Raw genomic sequence first — 18,531 nt, 5'->3', positions numbered from 1 at the left:
TGTAAAAAGCGGCGGCCAGTTTACCCGAGCGAGTCCGGGACCGCCCGGTTAATCGCGACTCGCCCTAATTTTTTGAGGTGCTCCGTGGCACGTTCCAAAACCAGCCATAACTGGCTTAAAGAACACTTCGACGACAAGTACGTCAAAATGGCGCAGCGGGATGGTTATCGTTCCCGCGCCAGTTACAAGCTCCTGGAGATTCAGGAGAAGGACAAGATCATTCGTCCTGGCATGACGGTCATCGACCTTGGCGCGGCGCCAGGCGGCTGGTCGCAGGTGACCAGTCGTCTGATTGGTGGTCAAGGTCGGTTGATTGCGTCTGACATCCTGGAAATGGACAGCATCCCTGATGTGACTTTCATTCAGGGGGATTTCACCCAGGATGAGGTACTGGCGCAGATCCTCGAGGCTGTCGGTAATACGCAGGTAGACCTTGTGATTTCCGACATGGCCCCCAATATGAGTGGATTGAGCGCTGTTGATATGCCCCGCGCAATGTTCCTCTGTGAGTTGGCGCTTGATTTAGCCGGCCGTGTGCTGCGCCCAGGTGGCGATTTCCTGATCAAAGTCTTCCAGGGTGAAGGGTTTGACGTGTACCACAAGGACATCCGCAAGCTGTTCGACAAGGTACAGATGCGCAAGCCTTTGTCGTCGCGAGACCGTTCCAGAGAGCAGTACTTGTTGGGTCGCGGCTTTCGCGGCGTAGAAGGATCGGCAAGCGATGAGCGCCTTTGATCAAGCGATAGCTTTTTTCAAATGGCTTAATCAAGGGAGCGTAACCAACATCGCGTAGTCAAAGTTTCACAAAGGGTTACAGACGCCGCCTGCCACGCCTGTAGGATCTGTAGTACGTTAGGCCGGTAAATATCATGCGAGGCACGCTCCAGCGTGGAGCTTGCTTCAGAGGGTAGCTAATTGAACGATATGGCAAAGAATTTGATCCTGTGGTTGATCATCGCGGCGGTTCTCGTGACCGTGATGAACAACTTCTCCAGTCCTAACGAGCCGCAGACCCTCAACTATTCCGAATTCATCCAGCAGGTGAAGGACGGCAAAGTCGAGAAGGTTGCCGTTGACGGTTACGTCATTACCGGCAAGCGCAGCGATGGCGACTCCTTCAAGACCATTCGCCCTGCCATTCAGGACAACGGTCTGATCGGTGACCTGGTCGACAACAACGTTGTGATCGAGGGCAAGCAGCCAGAGCAGCAAAGCATCTGGACTCAGCTCCTTGTCGCCAGCTTCCCTATCCTCGTGATTATTGCTGTCTTCATGTTCTTCATGCGCCAGATGCAGGGCGGTGCGGGGGGCAAAGGCGGACCGATGAGCTTTGGTAAAAGCAAGGCGCGTCTGCTCTCCGAGGATCAGGTCAAAACCACGCTGGCTGATGTCGCCGGCTGTGATGAGGCCAAGGAGGAAGTCGGCGAGCTCGTCGAGTTTCTGCGCGACCCGGGCAAGTTCCAGCGCCTCGGCGGTCGCATCCCTCGCGGCGTCCTCATGGTGGGTCCTCCAGGTACAGGTAAAACCCTGATCGCGAAGGCCATCGCGGGCGAAGCCAAGGTTCCGTTTTTCACGATCTCCGGTTCCGACTTTGTCGAAATGTTTGTCGGCGTGGGTGCAAGCCGTGTTCGTGACATGTTTGAACAGGCCAAGAAACACGCGCCTTGCATCATCTTCATCGACGAAATCGATGCCGTAGGCCGCCATCGTGGCGGCGGCATGGGCGGTGGTCATGATGAGCGTGAGCAGACGCTCAACCAGTTACTGGTTGAGATGGACGGCTTTGAGATGAACGACGGCATCATCGTGATCGCCGCCACCAACCGTCCAGACGTTCTCGACCCTGCGCTTCTGCGTCCAGGCCGTTTCGACCGTCAGGTGGTGGTTGGCCTGCCCGATATCCGCGGTCGTGAGCAGATTCTTAAAGTACACATGCGCAAAGTGCCAATGGGCGACGATGTTCAGCCAGGCGTGATTGCTCGTGGTACCCCGGGGTTCTCCGGTGCCGATCTGGCCAACCTGGTTAACGAGGCATCGCTGTTCGCTGCCCGTACCGGTAAGCGCATCGTCGAGATGAAAGAGTTCGAATTGGCGAAAGACAAGATCATGATGGGCGCTGAGCGCAAATCGATGGTCATGTCCGACAAAGAGAAGCGCAATACCGCTTATCACGAGGCAGGTCATGCCATCGTTGGTCGTGTTGTGCCAGAGCATGATCCGGTCTACAAAGTGTCGATCATCCCGCGCGGTCGTGCGTTGGGTGTCACGATGTTCCTGCCCGAGGAGGACCGCTACAGTCTGTCCAAGCGTGCCCTGATCAGTCAGATCTGCTCGCTGTACGGCGGTCGAATCGCGGAAGAAATGACGCTTGGCTTCGATGGTGTCACCACGGGTGCTTCCAACGACATTATGCGGGCCAGCCAGATCGCTCGGAACATGGTCACCAAATGGGGCCTCTCGGAGAAGCTTGGTCCATTGATGTATTCGGACGAGGAAGAAGGCGGTTACCTGGGGCGTGGCGGTGGCGGTCAGAACGCCAGTCTCTCCGGGGACACTGCCCGTCTGATCGACTCCGAAGTGCGCAGCATCATTGATCAATGCTACGGCACCGCGAAACAGATCCTCACGGACAACCGTGACAAGCTGGAAGCGATGGCTGATGCGTTGATGAAATACGAAACCATCGATGCCGAGCAGATCGATGACATCATGGCAGGCCGCACACCGCGCGAGCCTCGTGATTGGGAAGGTGGTTCCGGAGATTCCGGCACCCCGATCGCACCTGTAGGTCCGCGTCCGGAATCGCCTATTGGCGGCCCTGCTGCTGAACACTAAGGTCTGACATGACTTCTGCGCTTCACCCGACCCGGTTGCCTTGCGGCAACCGGGTTCTTGATTTATCCCGCACGCACGTGATGGGGATCCTCAATATCACCCCTGATTCGTTCTCGGACGGCGGCCGTTTTGCGCAGCGCGACCTTGCGTTGCGTCATGCCGAAGCGATGATGCTGGCGGGTGCGACCTTGATCGACGTCGGGGGTGAGTCAACAAGGCCCGGCGCGCGATCGGTTTCTCCCGTTGAAGAGCTGGAGCGCGTGGCACCTGTCGTTGAAGCCATCAGCGCCGAGCTCGATGTGATTATTTCGGTCGACACCTCCACGCCGGCGGTCATCCGCGAGACTGCACGTCTGGGGGCAGGGCTCATCAACGATGTTCGCTCGCTTCGCCGTGACGGGGCGCTGGACGCCGCTGCGGCAACGGGTTTACCCGTCTGCCTCATGCACATGCGCGGCGAACCGACGGACATGCAGAATGACCCTCACTACACTGATCTGGTCGGTGAGGTCAGTACATTTTTGCGCGAGCGCATGGAGCAGTGCGTCGAAGCGGGTATTCCTGCCGAGAGAATTATCCTTGATCCGGGATTCGGGTTCGCCAAGACCCTTGAGCATAACTTGAGCCTCTTCAAACACATGGAAGCCCTTCATGCATTGGGCCGTCCACTGTTGGTCGGTGTCTCCCGCAAAAGCATGATCGGCAAGGTTCTCGACAAGCCTGTTGACCAGCGTCTGCACGGCGCCCTGGCGCTTGCCGCCATGGCGATGGTCAAAGGCGCAAAAATCCTACGTGTGCACGACGTCCCGGAGACGGTCGACGTAGTGCGTATGATTGCTGCTGTTCAGTCAGCAAAATAAGAAATCTGGAGCACCCATGAGCACCAAGAAATATTTCGGTACCGACGGTATCCGCGGTCGTGTAGGTCAATTCCCGATTACCCCTGATTTCATGCTCAAGCTTGGCTGGGCGGCAGGGATGGCATTCCGGAAAATGGGCGCATGCCGAATTCTGGTGGGCAAGGACACCCGTATTTCGGGCTACATGTTCGAGTCGGCGCTCGAAGCCGGCTTATCTGCGGCGGGTGCGGACGTGATGCTCCTGGGTCCGATGCCGACGCCTGCGATCGCCTATCTGACGCGTACATTCCATGCCGAAGCGGGCATCGTGATCAGTGCGTCACATAATCCGCATTACGACAACGGCATCAAATTCTTCTCCGGGCAGGGCACCAAGCTGCCTGATGAAATCGAGCTGATGATCGAGGAGTTGCTCGACTCGCCGATGACCGTCGAGGAGTCCGAGAAACTCGGCAAGGTGTCCCGTATCAACGACGCCGCTGGCCGTTACATCGAATTCTGTAAAAGCAGCGTTCCGACCAGCACTGACTTCGACGGGTTGAAGCTCGTTGTCGATTGCGCCCATGGTGCGACGTACAAGGTAGCGCCAAATGTGTTCCGAGAGCTTGGCGCCGAGGTCACTGTGCTGTCGGCGGCTCCCAACGGGCTCAACATCAATGACAATTGCGGCTCCACCCACATGGGAGCGCTGCAGGCCGCCGTTGTCGAGCATGGTGCTGACCTGGGCATCGGTTTCGACGGTGACGGCGACCGTGTGCTGATGGTCGACCATACCGGCGCGATCGTCGATGGTGATGAGCTGCTTTACATCATTGCGCGGGACCTTCAGGAGCGCGGCCAGTTGCAAGGCGGTGTCGTGGGCACGCTGATGAGCAACCTCGGACTGGAACTGGCGCTTGCGGATCTCAATATTCCGTTCGTGCGAGCCAATGTTGGCGACCGCTATGTCATCGCCGAGCTGCTGGAGCGCGATTGGCAAGTGGGTGGCGAGAACTCGGGCCATGTCGTCTGCTTCCGGCATACCACAACGGGGGATGCAATCATCGCTGCATTACAGGTACTGCTGTCGATGAAGCGTACCGGACAGAGCCTCGCGCAATCGCGCGAAGGCCTGAAGAAATGCCCTCAGGTATTGATCAATGTGCGGTTTGAGGGAGGAGGCGTTGATCCGGTCAAGCACCCCGCCGTTATTGAAGCCTGTGACCGCGTGACCGTCGCCATGGGCGGGCGTGGGCGTGTGCTTCTGCGCAAGTCTGGTACCGAGCCGCTGGTGCGTGTAATGGTCGAGGGCGAGGACGAAATCCTGGTTCGCGGGTATGCCGATGAACTGGCAAAACTGGTTGCTGAAGTTTGCGCCTGATTTCGGCTTGCCAGTGTTGAAACTGTTGGGTAACATCTGCGCCCACTTTGACCGACGAGGTACAGCATGCGTCGCCCTATGGTAGCTGGTAACTGGAAGATGCACGGTACCCGCGCCAGCGTCGCTGAGCTGATCGAGGGTCTTGCAAATCTCGCCCTTCCGGGTGGCGTAGATGTGGCGGTCTTCCCGCCAAGCCTGCACGTGAGTCTTGTGGTTGATTGCCTGGAAGGGCAGTTGATCTCCGTCGGTGCGCAGAACTGCGCCCATCAAGCAGGGCAGGGCGCGTTGACTGGCGAAGTGTCGTCGACCCAGTTGGCGGATGCAGGTTGCAAGTTTGTGCTCGTAGGGCATTCGGAGCGTCGTCAGGTAATGGGCGAAAGTAACGAGGTCCTGAACCGCAAGTTCGAGGCTGCACAGGCAGCAGGTCTGATCCCGATACTTTGCATCGGCGAGACACTCGAGGAGCGAGAAGCAGGCAAGACGCTTGAGGTTGTCGGGCAGCAGCTGGGCAGCATCATCGAAGAACTTGGCGTCGGTGCTTTCGTTAATGCGGTCATTGCTTACGAGCCGGTCTGGGCCATTGGTACCGGATTGACTGCCTCGCCTGAACAGGCGCAGGAAGTGCACGCAGCGATTCGTGCGCAGTTGAGACAAGAGAATCCTGAAGTCGCACAAGGTGTGCGTCTTCTATATGGCGGCAGCGTGAAGGCGGCCAATGCGGTCGAACTGTTCGGCATGCCGGATATCGATGGAGGCCTCATTGGTGGCGCCTCCCTGAATGCAGATGAGTTCGGTGCGATCATTCGCGCCGCGGGAAACTGAAAAAATGCTGGAAACAGTCGTAGTCGTTCTTCATCTGCTGGGTGCTCTGGGCGTTGTTGCTCTGGTTTTGCTGCAGCAGGGTAAAGGTGCCGACGCTGGCGCATCATTTGGAGCAGGTGCATCAAATACTGTGTTCGGTGGACAAGGTTCCTCTACCTTTCTCAGTAAACTTACTGCTATACTTGCCGCCTGTTTCTTCATGACCAGCTTAGGGTTAGGTTACTTTGCTAAAGAGAAAGCTCACCAGCTGACTCAAGTAGGTTTGCCAAATCCAGCGGTACTGGAAGTGAAGCAAAAGCCGGCAGCAGATGATGTTCCGGTTTTGGAGGGGCAACAGAAACCAGCTGCAGTGCCTGCTGATGTTCCTGTCACTCCAGAGCAAAAGTAATACCGGATTCGCAGCTGTTTTTGGGGCTGCAAAAGAGTTGTAATGCCGAGGTGGTGGAATTGGTAGACACGCAACCTTGAGGTGGTTGTGCCCATAGGGTGTAGGGGTTCGAGTCCCCTTCTCGGTACCAATTAACAAGAAAGCCCGCAGTAGCGGGCTTTCTTGCAGGTGGATGTGTCGGATTGACCCAAATTTGGATCGGTCGTATACTTCCGCCCCAGCTTTGTCGCGGGGTGGAGCAGTCTGGTAGCTCGTCGGGCTCATAACCCGAAGGTCGTTGGTTCAAATCCAGCCCCCGCAACCAGTTTTAGCGGAGCCCCTTTTCAGGGGCTTTTTGTTAGCTGGACACTTTATGACGCCGCTTTTCGCCGGCGTTTTCATGATTGGGCTTTTGCCCATTTTTTATTTGCAGCATGCACGAGGGGGTTCAGGTGTCGAGCAAGCTAGAAGAGTTGCAGGCCTTGCTGGCCCCGGTGGTCGTGGCCCTAGGCTATGAATGCTGGGGTATCGAGTTTTCGTCTCAAGGGCGTCACTCGATGTTGCGCGTCTATATCGATAAAGAAGGCGGCGTGCTGGTGGACGATTGCGCGATCGTCAGCCGTCAGATCAGCGGTATTCTGGATGTAGAAGATCCAATCAGCTCCGAATACACGCTCGAAGTTTCCTCTCCAGGCATGGAACGCCCACTGTTTACCATTGAGCAGTTTGCGGAGTTTGCCGGGGCACAAGTGAAGATAAAGCTGCGTTCACCGTTTGAAGGTCGACGCAACTTTCAAGGCCTTCTCCGCGGGGTGGAGGAGCAGGACGTCGTGGTCCAGGTTGAAGATCACGAGTTTCTGTTGCCGATCGATCTGATCGACAAAGCCAACATTATTCCCACGTTTGACTAAGACGTGCCAGATACAGCGGATCCCGCGGATCCAATGGCTTGCGAAAGGCGAGGCGTACGATGAGCAAAGAAGTACTGCTGGTTGTTGAATCGGTATCCAATGAAAAAGGCGTACCGGCCGATGTGATTTTTGAAGCGCTTGAGATAGCGCTGGCTACGGCCACCAAGAAGCGTTTTGAAGATGAAGTAGATCTGCGTGTCGAGATCAATCGTCAAACAGGCGCCTATGAGACATTCCGTCGTTGGACGGTGGTCGAAGAAGACGATCTCGACGATCCGGCGATCGAAACGTGGCCGAGCAAAGTTGCGCTGACGCACCCCGGTGCCAACGTTGGCGATGTAGTAGAAGAGAAGATCGATTCCATCGAGTTCGGCCGCATCGCTGCGCAGACTGCCAAGCAAGTCATCGTGCAGAAAGTTCGCGAAGCCGAGCGAGCTCAAGTCGTGGACGCCTACCGTGAGCGTCTGGGCGAAATCATTTCCGGCACTGTTAAAAAAGTTACACGTGACAATGTCATCGTCGACCTTGGCAACAATGCCGAAGCTCTGCTGGCGCGTGAAGACATCATTTCGCGGGAAACTTTCCGCGTAGGTGTCCGCGTCCGAGCATTGCTCAAAGAAATCCGCACCGAGAACCGCGGCCCTCAGTTGATCCTGTCGCGTACTGCGCCGGAAATGCTGATCGAGCTGTTCCGGATTGAAGTTCCGGAAATCGCTGAAGGGCTCATCGAGGTGATGGCTGCCTCTCGTGATCCTGGATCGCGTGCAAAGATCGCAGTTCGCTCCAAGGACAAACGCATTGACCCGCAGGGCGCGTGCATCGGCATGCGTGGTTCGCGCGTGCAGGCTGTTTCCGGCGAGTTGGGCGGCGAGCGTGTGGATATCGTGCTTTGGGACGATAACCCGGCGCAGTTCGTCATCAACGCCATGTCGCCTGCCGAAGTGGCAGCGATCATCGTTGATGAAGATGCCCACGCCATGGACATCGCTGTAGGCGCAGATAACCTCGCCCAGGCGATTGGCCGCGGTGGCCAGAACGTGCGGTTGGCCAGTCAGTTGACTGGCTGGACCCTTAACGTGATGACCGAATCGGACATCCAGGCCAAGCAGCAAGCGGAAACCGGTGACATCCTGCGCAACTTTATCGACGAGCTGGAAGTCGATGAGGATCTCGCTCAGGTTCTGGTAGACGAAGGCTTCACCAGCCTGGAAGAGATTGCCTACGTACCGTTGGAAGAAATGCTCAACATCGACGGCTTTGACGAAGATACCGTCAACGAGCTTCGCGCTCGTGCCAAGGATCGTTTGTTGACTAAAGCCATCGCTACTGAGGAAAAGCTGGCAGACGCCCATCCGGCCGAAGACCTGCTCTCGCTTGAGGGTATGGACAAGGATTTGGCGATGGAACTGGCGGTGCGCGGCGTAATTACCCGCGAAGACCTGGCCGAGCAGTCTATTGACGATCTGCTCGACATCGACGGCATTGACGATGATCGTGCCGGCAAGTTGATCATGGCCGCCCGAGCCCATTGGTTCGAGTAAGTAGATGCGGCCTGAGGAGAGAAGTGCATGACGCAAGTCACGGTGAAAGAACTGGCCAAAACGGTCGACACACCGGTAGAGCGCCTGTTACAGCAGATGCGTGAGGCAGGTTTGCCGCACAACGCCGCCGAACAAGTTGTGACCGATATCGAAAAGCAAGCCCTGTTGACGCACCTGAAAAGCGGTCACAAGGCCAAGGTGGAAGAGCCGCGCAAGATCACTTTGCAGCGCAAGACCACCAGTACCCTGCGCGTTGCTGGCAGCAAAAGCATCAGCGTTGAAGTACGCAAAAAGAAAGTTTTCGTTCAGCGCAGCCCGGAAGAAATCGAAGCCGAACGCAAGCGCGAGCTGGACGAACGTCGTGCGGTAGAGAATGCCGCTCGCCAAAAGGCTGAAGAAGAATCCCGTCAGCGTGCTGAAGAAGAAGCGCGCCGTCAGCCTTCGTCTGGTGCCCCGGCTGCCGAGGCTGTTGCAGCGCCGGCACCGGCACCGCAAGCTGCCGAGCCAGCCCGGGAAACTCCGGCTGCGGCACCTGCGCCTACTGCCGATCGCAAGAAAGACGAACCGCGTCGCCCTGACAAACCACGCAACGACGATAACAATCGTCGCAGCGGCGGCGGTGGTGACGGCGATCGCAAGAACGCCCCGCATCGCGCATCGGTCAAGGAAAAGGCGCCAACGCCACGCGTTGCTCCTCGTACTACCGACGAAGAAAGCGATGGCTTCCGTCGCGGCGGTCGCGGCAAGGCCAAGCTGAAGAAGCGCAACGCGCACGGTTTCCAGAGCCCTACCGGCCCTGTCGTTCGTGAAGTGAAGATCGGCGAGACCATCAGCGTGGGCGATCTTGCTCAGCAGATGTCGGTCAAAGCGGCCGAGATCATCAAGTTCATGTTCAAGCTGGGTACTCCGGCCACCATCAACCAGGTTCTGGATCAGGAAACTGCCCAGCTGGTCGCTGAAGAACTGGGCCACAAAGTGACCCTGGTCAGCGACACCGCGCTGGAAGATTCCCTGGCCGAGTCCCTGAAGTTCGAAGGTGAGACGTTCTCCCGTGCGCCGGTTGTAACGGTCATGGGTCACGTTGACCACGGTAAGACCTCGCTGCTCGATTACATCCGTCGCGCCAAGGTTGCTGCTGGCGAAGCCGGTGGTATCACCCAGCACATCGGTGCGTACCACGTAGAAACCGAACGTGGCATGGTGACGTTCCTCGATACCCCGGGTCACGCTGCGTTTACCGCAATGCGTGCCCGTGGTGCCAAGGCAACCGACATCGTGATTCTGGTTGTCGCTGCCGACGACGGCGTAATGCCGCAGACCATCGAAGCCGTGCAACACGCCAAGGCTGCCGGTGTTCCGCTGGTTGTTGCCGTGAACAAGATCGACAAGCCGGGCGCCGACCTGGACCGTATCCGCAGTGAACTGTCCGTTCACGGCGTAACGTCCGAAGAGTGGGGTGGCGAGACGCCTTTCGTCTCGGTCTCCGCGAAGATGGGTACGGGCGTTGACGAGCTGCTTGAAGCCGTTCTGCTGCAGGCCGAAGTTCTGGAATTGATGGCAACGCCGTCGGCTCCGGGTCGTGGTGTTGTCGTTGAATCGCGTCTGGACAAGGGCCGCGGCCCGGTTGCGACTGTTCTGGTTCAGGACGGTACGTTGCGTCAAGGCGACATGGTTCTGGTTGGCTCCAACTACGGTCGCGTTCGGGCAATGCTCGACGAGAACGGCAAGCCAATCAAAGAAGCCGGTCCATCGATCCCTGTCGAGATTCTCGGCCTGGACGGTACGCCGGACGCTGGCGACGAGATGAGCGTTGTTGCCGACGAGAAGAAAGCCCGTGAAGTGGCTCTGTTCCGTCAAGGCAAGTTCCGCGAAGTCAAGCTGGCCCGTGCTCACGCCGGCAAGCTGGAAAACATCTTCGAGAACATGGGTCAGGAAGAGAAGAAGACGCTCAACATCGTCCTCAAATCCGATGTCCGCGGTTCTCTGGAAGCGTTGCAGGGTGCATTGAATGGCCTGGGTAACGATGAAGTGCAAGTGCGCGTAGTGGGCGGCGGCGTCGGTGGTATCACCGAAAGCGACGCCAACCTGGCACTGGCCTCCAACGCTGTACTGTTCGGCTTCAACGTGCGTGCCGATGCTGGCGCGCGCAAGATCGTCGAGCAGGAAGGTCTGGACATGCGTTACTACAACGTCATCTACGACATCATCGAAGACGTCAAGAAAGCCCTCACCGGTATGCTTGGCAGTGACGTTCGGGAGAACATCCTGGGTATCGCTGAAGTCCGCGATGTGTTCCGCTCGCCGAAATTCGGCGCGATCGCAGGTTGCATGGTCATCGAAGGCGTTGTCTTCCGTAACCGTCCAATCCGTGTACTGCGTGAAGACATCGTTATCTTCGAAGGCGAGCTGGAATCCCTGCGTCGCTTCAAGGATGACGCTTCCGAAGTACGTGCCGGCATGGAGTGCGGTATTGGCGTCAAGAGCTACAACGACGTCAAGGTCGGTGACAAGATCGAAGTCTTCGAGAAGGTCCAAGTGGCTCGCAGCCTCTAAATCGCGAGCTTCAGGAGTCATGGCTTGCGCCGCATGAAAGTGCCAGGCGTCGGTCATGGACTCTAAACGCAACGCCCGGTCCGGCTCTCGCCAGGCCGGGCGTTTGCCGCTTTCAGACCACATGGCTTTTGCCATGGGTCAGCAGTGACAGGTAACAAGACATGGCAAAAGAATACAGCCGTACCCAACGTATCGGCGATCAGATGCAGCGTGAGCTGGCACAGCTGATCCGTCGTGAAATCAAAGACCCCCGCGTGGGGTTGGTCACCATCACCGCCGTCGACGTCAGCCGTGATGTCGGCCACGCCAAAATCTTCATGACCGTGATGGGGCAGGACAGCGCCGAAGAAATCGCGCAGTCGATCAAGGTGCTCAATGCTGCTGCAGGGTTCCTGCGTATGCAGCTGGCCCGTGAGATGAAGCTGCGCAGCGTTCCGCAACTGCATTTCCATTACGACGAAAGCGTTGCCCGTGGCGCGCATTTGTCGGCATTGATCGAGCGTGCGGTGGCTGAAGATGGTCAGCACCAAACCGCACCCAAGCAAGACGGTCCGGAGGAATAAGGCGTGGCTCAGGTCAAGCGTATTCGCCGTAACGTCAGCGGGATCATCCTGCTCGACAAGCCGCTGGGCTTCACGTCCAACGCCGCGCTGCAGAAAGTGCGCTGGTTGCTCAACGCCGAAAAAGCCGGCCATACGGGCAGTCTCGATCCGCTGGCAACCGGCGTTCTGCCGCTGTGCTTCGGTGAAGCCACCAAGTTTTCCCAGTACCTGCTCGATTCCGACAAGGGTTATGAAACCCTGATGCAGCTCGGCAAGACCACCACCACGGCCGACGCCGAGGGTGAGGTGCTGCAGACGCGGCCTGTGACCGTTGGTCGCTCGGATATCGAGGCGGTGCTTCCGGCATTTCGCGGCGATATCAGTCAGATACCGCCGATGTACTCCGCCCTCAAGCGGGACGGTCAGCCGTTATACAAGCTGGCCCGAGCAGGGGAAGTGGTGGAGCGCGAACCGCGTTCTGTTACTATTGCGCGCCTGGAATTATTGGCGTGTGAAGGTGAGACCGCTCGTTTGGCTGTCGACTGCACCAAAGGCACCTATATTCGTACCCTCGTGGAAGATATCGGTGAAAAGCTGGGCTGCGGTGCTTACGTCGCCCAGTTGCGTCGCACCCAGGCCGGTCCTTTCACGCTGGCCCAGACGGTAACGCTGGAAGAGCTGGAAGCCGTGCATGCCGAAGGCGGTAACGAAGCGGTTGATCGCTTCCTGATGCCATCGGACAGCGGATTGCTGGATTGGCCGCTGCTGCAGTTCTCCGAGCACAGTTCGTTCTACTGGCTGCATGGCCAGCCGGTGAGAGCCCCCGACGCGCCGAAGTTTGGCATGGTGCGGGTGCAGGATCATGAAGGCCGCTTCATCGGGATCGGTGAAGTGAGTGAAGACGGGCGCATTGCGCCGCGTCGACTGATTCGGTCAGAGTGACCGGACCCGTCGCGGCAGGGTTTCCTGGCACGGCGGTACGAGGGTGGCTGTTAACAGGCATGGTCACTCCTCACATTTAAATACGAGAGTCAGCTCTCGGCCTGTTGAAACCGTCTCTCAGGAGCGGTTTCTTGATAAAAGGAATGCCCACATGGCACTCAGCGTTGAAGATAAAGCTCAGATCGTAACCGACTACCAGCAAGCTGTTGGTGATACTGGTTCGCCAGAAGTGCAAGTTGCACTGCTGACTGCCAACATCAACAAACTGCAAGGCCACTTCAAGGCCAACGGCAAGGATCACCACTCCCGTCGTGGTCTGATCCGTATGGTAAACCAGCGTCGCAAGCTGCTGGATTACCTGAAAGGTAAGGACGTTAGCCGTTACAGCGCCCTGATCGGTCGTCTGGGTCTGCGTCGCTAATAACGACTCGGATAGAGGTTGGTTGGTCGTCATGTTCCGCTGGTTTTACCAGTGGGCTGGCGGGCTCCCAGCCTCTAGTTGTATCTGGACTGCCGAAGGGTCCGATTCCCCTCGCTGCCCAAGAATTCGCAAGAAACCAGTTCCCCAAGAGCCACAAAGAAGGTAGGAAACCGTGAACCCGGTAATCAAGAAATTTCAATTCGGTCAATCGACCGTAACCCTCGAGACTGGCCGTATCGCCCGTCAAGCCTCTGGTGCTGTATTGGTCACCGTTGACGACGACGTCACCGTTCTCGTGACTGTGGTCGGCGCCAAGCATGCAGACGCAAGCAAAGGCTTTTTCCCTCTTTCCGTTCACTACCAGGAAAAGACCTACGCCGCTGGCAAGATCCCTGGTGGTTTCTTCAAGCGTGAAGGCCGTCCTTCCGAAAAAGAAACACTGACCTCGCGTTTGATCGACCGTCCGATCCGCCCACTGTTTCCAGAAGGCTTCATGAACGAAGTGCAGGTTGTCTGCACCGTCGTCTCCACCAGCAAGAAAACCGATCCGGACGTCGCTGCGATGATCGGTACTTCGGCTGCGCTGGCAATCTCCGGTATTCCGTTCGACGGCCCGATCGGTGCCGCGCGCGTTGCTTTCCACGAGAGCACCGGCTACCTGCTGAACCCGACGTACGAGCAACTGAAAGCATCGAGCCTGGACATGGTCGTTGCCGGTACCGAAGAAGCGGTACTGATGGTTGAGTCGGAAGCCAAAGAGCTGACCGAAGACCAGATGTTGGGCGCCGTGCTGTTCGCCCATGACGAATTCCAGTCGGTCATCAAGGCCGTCAAAGAGCTGGCCGCCGAAGCTGCCAAGCCAACCTGGAACTGGGCGCCGAAAGCTGAAGCCACTGAACTGCTGGGCGCCATCCGCTCCGAGTTCGGCGCAGCGATCTCCGAGGCCTACACCATCACCGTCAAGGCCGATCGCTATGCTCGCCTGGGTGAGCTGAAGGATCAGATCGTTGCCAAGCTGGCTGTTGAAGACGGCAGCCCGTCCGCCAGCGAAGTCAAAGCGGCATTCGGCGAGATCGAATACCGCACCGTTCGCGAAAACATCGTCAACGGCAAGCCGCGTATCGACGGTCGCGACACCAAGACTGTGCGTCCGCTGAACATCGAAGTCGGCGTTCTGCCGAAGACTCACGGTTCGGCGCTGTTCACCCGTGGCGAAACTCAGGCGCTGGTCGTGGCCACCCTGGGTACCGCGCGTGACGCTCAGCTGCTCGACACCCTCGAAGGCGAGAAGAAAGACCCGTTCATGCTGCACTACAACTTCCCTCCGTTCTCGGTGGGCGAGTGTGGTCGCATGGGTGGCGCCGGTCGCCGTGAAATCGGTCACGGCCGTCTGGCCCGCCGTTCGGTTCAGGCCATGCTGCCGGCTGCCGACGTGTTCCCGTACACCATCCGCGTCGTATCGGAAATCACCGAGTCCAACGGTTCCAGCTCCATGGCGTCGGTCTGTGGTGCTTCGCTGGCGCTGATGGACGCTGGTGTTCCAATGAAGGCGCCGGTCGCCGGTATCGCCATGGGTCTGGTTAAAGAAGGCGAGAAGTTCGCCATCCTGACCGACATCCTGGGTGACGAAGACCACCTGGGCGACATGGACTTCAAAGTGGCCGGTACCGCCAAAGGTGTCACCGCGCTGCAGATGGACATCAAGATCAAGGGCATCACCGAAGAGATCATGGAGATCGCTTTGGGTCAGGCGCTGGAAGCACGTCTGAACATCCTGGGTCAGATGAACACCATCATTGGTCAGTCGCGCACCGAGCTGTCGGAAAACGCTCCGACCATGATCGCGATGAAGATCGACACCGACAAGATCCGCGACGTGATCGGCAAGGGCGGCGCTACCATCCGTGCCATCTGCGAAGAAACCAAAGCGTCGATCGACATCGAAGACGACGGCTCGATCAAGATCTTTGGCGAAACCAAGGAAGCTGCTGAAGCTGCACGTCAGCGCGTTCTGGGCATCACCGCTGAAGCCGAGATCGGCAAGATCTACGTCGGCAAGGTCGAGCGCATCGTCGACTTCGGCGCGTTCGTTAACATCCTGCCGGGCAAAGACGGTCTGGTGCACATCTCCATGTTGAGCGACGCTCGCGTAGAGAAGGTCACCGACATCTTGAAAGAAGGTCAGGAAGTCGAAGTGCTGGTGCTGGACGTGGATAACCGCGGCCGTATCAAGCTTTCGATCAAAGACGTTGCAGCTGCCAAGGCGTCGGGGGTTTAACCCGTCTCCTGCAGTTGATGAAAAAGAGCCCTTCGGGGCTCTTTTTTTTGAATGCAATTAATGGCTTAGGGAGCCAGACCGTCGTCGGGCGGCTCGTCAGAACATGCATCTTGCAAGCGGAACTTTCGTAAAGCGGGCAATCTGCACGACAGCTGTGGATCCATGAAAACATAAGTCTTTGATTTATAAGGAATATATTTGTGATCGTGTGTTGGCACAGCGCTTGCGACATTGTAGGTAACCCTGCAGCCAATCAGATTGGCGCAGATTCTGAGAAAAACAGGAGTTACCCGTATGAAGAAGTTCGCTATTGCTGCTGCTACCGCCACTGCTCTGACTCTGACTATGGCCAACGTAGCCATGGCTCAGACCTCTGCTCAAGCTCCAATGACTGTAGCTGCAAACGAAGTCGCCAAAACCAAAGAAGCTACTTCTGACACTTGGATCACCACCAAGGTAAAATCTGACCTGCTGACCGAAAAAGGCATTCCAGGCTCCGACATCAAGGTTGAGACCAACAAAGGCGTGGTATCCCTGTCGTCGACTGTCGCTATCACTGATGCGCAGAAAACCACCGCTGTTGCGATCACCAAGAAAATCAAAGGCGTGAAAGCTGTTTCGGCTGATGGCCTGAAAGCTGAGTAATTACATTCTGCTGAACCTGGAAGATAGCCGGCTGACAGTGTGAAAGTCGTCAGGCGACTGATTCAAGGTTCATGCGAAGGGCCACAAGGATGTGGTCAACAAAAACCCCGACGTTCGCGCCGGGGTTTTTTTATGCCCTCATTTCTGCAAGACCAGCTTGTTTCGCAGCTGAGACGAGCATTTGACATCTTCTCGCCATGCCCACTGAGTTATCCTCCTACGCCGCGCGCTATCCAAGTGAAGGTGTCTAAACCATCCAATTGATAGAAGTCAGTTAGGCTGTGCACAGTAATTGCATATCACGCAGCCCATTGCTGGATGGGTGGCGAATCTACCCACAGCCTTGACACTTTGATGACCTGTCATCGGCTACAGTCTGGCGTACCTTCGCTTCTCTGTGGCGAAGCTGCTTTACTCCGGGCCAGGCCTGAAACTCTTTTGCTGTGAGAAGTAGATGCCCACGATTCCCTTACTGATTTGCGACGACTCCAACATGGCGCGCAAGCAGCTGATGAAGGCCCTGCCGCCCGAGTGGGATGTGTCGGTGACCACGGCGGCCAATGGCCGTGAAGGGATCGAGGCGATTCGCCAGGGTCTGGGCCGCGTTGTGTTGCTGGATCTGACGATGCCGGACATGGACGGTTATCAGACGCTGGCCGCCATTCGCGCGGAAAGCCTGCAGGCCAGTGTCATCGTTGTCTCCGGTGACGTTCAGGAAGAAGCGGTGCGGCGCACCCTGGAACTGGGTGCGCTGGCCTTCCTGAAAAAACCGGCTGATCCCGATCAACTGCAGCAGACCCTTGAGCGACTAGGCCTGTTGGGAGAGAGCGCCAATCAGTCTCTGGCCCTGGCATCGGGTGGCGATCAGGCCGCCATCAGTTTCAATGACGCATTCCGCGAGACCGTGAACGTCGCAATGGGCCGCGCCGCCGCGTTGCTGGCGCGGGTCTTGGGCGTGTTCGTGCAACTGCCGGTGCCCAACGTCAACATGCTGGAGGTGGGCGAGCTGCACATGGCGCTGGCGGATGCCCAGGCCAATGACCGGCTCACGGCGGTGTGTCAGGGCTATATCGGTGGCGGCATCGCCGGCGAAGCGCTGTTGTTGTTTCATGATTCGGAAATCTCCGACATGGCGCAACTGATGAAGGTCGACGACGCCGACTACTCTGACATGGAGATGTTGCTGGACCTGTCTTCCATCCTGATCGGCGCTTGTCTGAGCGGCATTGCGGAGCAGCTCGACGTCGCCTTTTCCCAAAGCCACCCCCAAGTGCTGGGCTTGCACAGCGGCATTGAAGAGCTGATCCGTCTCAACGAGCGGCGCTGGAAGAAGACGCTGGCTGTGGAGATCAGTTACAGCCTGGAAGGCCATAACATCCATTTCGATCTGTTGATGTTGTTCACCGAGGACTCGGTCGAGCTGCTGTCGCGGAAACTCGCCCATTTGATGAGCTGATTCATGAACGATCGTATCGATTTCAAAGAATTGCACTGGCTGCTCACCGTGACGCAGAACATCGACGTCGGCGTGGTGGTGCTGGATCAGGAGTACCGGGTGCAGGTCTGGAACACCTTCATGGAGAACCGTTCCGGGATACTGTCGTATGAAGCGGCGACCCGTTCGTTCTTTTCGCTGTTCCCGGAGATCAACGAGCGCTGGCTGAAGAACAAGATCGACAGCGTGATTACGCTGGGAACCCCAGCGTTCACGATCTGGGAGCAGCGCCCTTATCTGGTTCATTTCAAGAGCTATCAGCCCATCACCGGGCAAGAAGACTTCATGTACCAGAACACCACGATGTATCCGCTGCGGTCGACGACCGGGGTGGTCAGCCATGTGTGTCTGGTGATCTACGACGTCACCGATGTGGCGACGAACCGTCTGCAATTGCAGGCCGCCAACCGCGAGCTGCAGAAGCTATCGAGCACTGATCGCCTGACCAGCCTGTACAACCGCGGTCACTGGGAAGAAGCGCTGCGTCTGGAGCATGCTCGGCACGTCCGTTACGGCACTACGGCGTCACTGGTGATGTTCGACATCGATCACTTCAAGCGCGTCAACGACACCTACGGGCATCAATGCGGCGACCGGGTGATCCAGCGGGTGGCGGACGTCGTGCGTGAACACATCCGTGAAGCTGACATCGCCGGTCGTTACGGCGGCGAAGAGTTTGCGGTGTTGCTGCCCGACACCGACAAGCAAGGCGGCGCCATGTTCGCCGAGCGTCTGCGCGCCGCCGTCGAGGCGCTGGACGTCATGCAGGAAGGCGAAGCCATTCATTGCACGATCAGCCTGGGCGTCGCTGACATGACCTCGCCGATGGACGATCACAAAACGCTCATCGAGCGCGCAGATCAGGCCCTGTACGAATCCAAAAAGAACGGTCGCAATCGCGTGTCGGTGGATACGTCGGATTGAAGCACCGGCGGAGGGCCGCCTCGAAGGCGGTCTTC

Annotated in this window: 16 protein-coding genes and 2 tRNA genes; all 18 read left to right on the top strand. The window is 57.6% G+C overall.

Annotation, left to right across the window (positions count from 1 at the left end; genetic code table 11):
* Positions 1 to 84: 84 nt before the first annotated feature.
* The 18 genes from rlmE (at position 85) to M1E04_RS20880 (ending at position 18,496) form a co-directional block, all read left to right on the top strand.
* Positions 85 to 735, top strand: coding sequence for a 23S rRNA (uridine(2552)-2'-O)-methyltransferase RlmE (gene rlmE, locus M1E04_RS20965; RefSeq protein WP_192132956.1), 651 nt, complete (start codon positions 85 to 87; stop codon positions 733 to 735).
* Positions 736 to 924: 189 nt separating this feature from the next.
* Complete coding sequence (gene ftsH, locus M1E04_RS20960) at positions 925 to 2,835, top strand: ATP-dependent zinc metalloprotease FtsH (protein ID WP_065987606.1); 1,911 nt, start codon at positions 925 to 927, stop codon at positions 2,833 to 2,835.
* Positions 2,836 to 2,843: 8 nt separating this feature from the next.
* On the top strand, positions 2,844 to 3,695 hold the full coding sequence (gene folP, locus M1E04_RS20955; protein ID WP_192132955.1) for a dihydropteroate synthase: 852 nt from the start codon (positions 2,844 to 2,846) through the stop codon (positions 3,693 to 3,695).
* Positions 3,696 to 3,711: 16 nt separating this feature from the next.
* Positions 3,712 to 5,055: a phosphoglucosamine mutase gene (glmM, locus tag M1E04_RS20950; RefSeq protein WP_192132954.1), complete on the top strand. Its 1,344-nt coding sequence runs from the start codon at positions 3,712 to 3,714 to the stop codon at positions 5,053 to 5,055.
* A gap of 66 nt (positions 5,056 to 5,121) precedes the next feature.
* Positions 5,122 to 5,877, top strand: coding sequence for a triose-phosphate isomerase (gene tpiA / locus M1E04_RS20945; protein ID WP_192132953.1), 756 nt, complete (start codon positions 5,122 to 5,124; stop codon positions 5,875 to 5,877).
* 4 nt (positions 5,878 to 5,881) lie between these two features.
* Positions 5,882 to 6,265: a preprotein translocase subunit SecG gene (gene secG / locus M1E04_RS20940; RefSeq protein WP_122535425.1), complete on the top strand. Its 384-nt coding sequence runs from the start codon at positions 5,882 to 5,884 to the stop codon at positions 6,263 to 6,265.
* Between the two features lie 44 nt (positions 6,266 to 6,309).
* Positions 6,310 to 6,395 (top strand) — tRNA-Leu (locus M1E04_RS20935).
* A 97-nt stretch (positions 6,396 to 6,492) separates the two neighbouring features.
* Positions 6,493 to 6,569, top strand: a tRNA-Met gene (locus M1E04_RS20930).
* Positions 6,570 to 6,696: 127 nt separating this feature from the next.
* Entirely contained in the window at positions 6,697 to 7,155 is a 459-nt protein-coding gene (rimP, locus tag M1E04_RS20925) for a ribosome maturation factor RimP (RefSeq protein ID WP_065987699.1), read from the top strand.
* Positions 7,156 to 7,214: 59 nt separating this feature from the next.
* A complete protein-coding gene (gene nusA, locus M1E04_RS20920) occupies positions 7,215 to 8,696 on the top strand; it encodes a transcription termination factor NusA (RefSeq protein WP_065987602.1) in 1,482 nt (493 codons plus the stop codon).
* 27 nt (positions 8,697 to 8,723) lie between these two features.
* Positions 8,724 to 11,249 (top strand): translation initiation factor IF-2, encoded by a 2,526-nt coding sequence (infB, locus tag M1E04_RS20915; protein WP_192132951.1) that lies wholly within the window; start codon positions 8,724 to 8,726, stop codon positions 11,247 to 11,249.
* A gap of 161 nt (positions 11,250 to 11,410) precedes the next feature.
* Entirely contained in the window at positions 11,411 to 11,812 is a 402-nt protein-coding gene (gene rbfA / locus M1E04_RS20910) for a 30S ribosome-binding factor RbfA (RefSeq protein ID WP_065987600.1), read from the top strand.
* Positions 11,813 to 11,815: 3 nt separating this feature from the next.
* Positions 11,816 to 12,733 (top strand): tRNA pseudouridine(55) synthase TruB, encoded by a 918-nt coding sequence (gene truB, locus M1E04_RS20905; RefSeq protein WP_065987599.1) that lies wholly within the window; start codon positions 11,816 to 11,818, stop codon positions 12,731 to 12,733.
* Positions 12,734 to 12,884: 151 nt separating this feature from the next.
* Complete coding sequence (rpsO, locus tag M1E04_RS20900) at positions 12,885 to 13,154, top strand: 30S ribosomal protein S15 (RefSeq protein WP_037015114.1); 270 nt, start codon at positions 12,885 to 12,887, stop codon at positions 13,152 to 13,154.
* Between the two features lie 172 nt (positions 13,155 to 13,326).
* Complete coding sequence (pnp, locus tag M1E04_RS20895; protein WP_065987598.1) at positions 13,327 to 15,432, top strand: polyribonucleotide nucleotidyltransferase; 2,106 nt, start codon at positions 13,327 to 13,329, stop codon at positions 15,430 to 15,432.
* A gap of 294 nt (positions 15,433 to 15,726) precedes the next feature.
* Positions 15,727 to 16,077, top strand: coding sequence for a BON domain-containing protein (locus tag M1E04_RS20890; RefSeq protein ID WP_065987597.1), 351 nt, complete (start codon positions 15,727 to 15,729; stop codon positions 16,075 to 16,077).
* 454 nt (positions 16,078 to 16,531) lie between these two features.
* Positions 16,532 to 17,533, top strand: coding sequence for a response regulator (locus M1E04_RS20885; protein WP_192132949.1), 1,002 nt, complete (start codon positions 16,532 to 16,534; stop codon positions 17,531 to 17,533).
* A gap of 3 nt (positions 17,534 to 17,536) precedes the next feature.
* On the top strand, positions 17,537 to 18,496 hold the full coding sequence (locus M1E04_RS20880; RefSeq protein ID WP_192132947.1) for a sensor domain-containing diguanylate cyclase: 960 nt from the start codon (positions 17,537 to 17,539) through the stop codon (positions 18,494 to 18,496).
* The last annotated feature ends 35 nt before the right edge of the window (positions 18,497 to 18,531 follow it).

The organism is Pseudomonas sp. AK106 (genome assembly GCF_053903055.1).
Note: the sequence above shows the minus strand (reverse complement) of the source record. Positions and strands in the feature narration are given on the sequence as shown.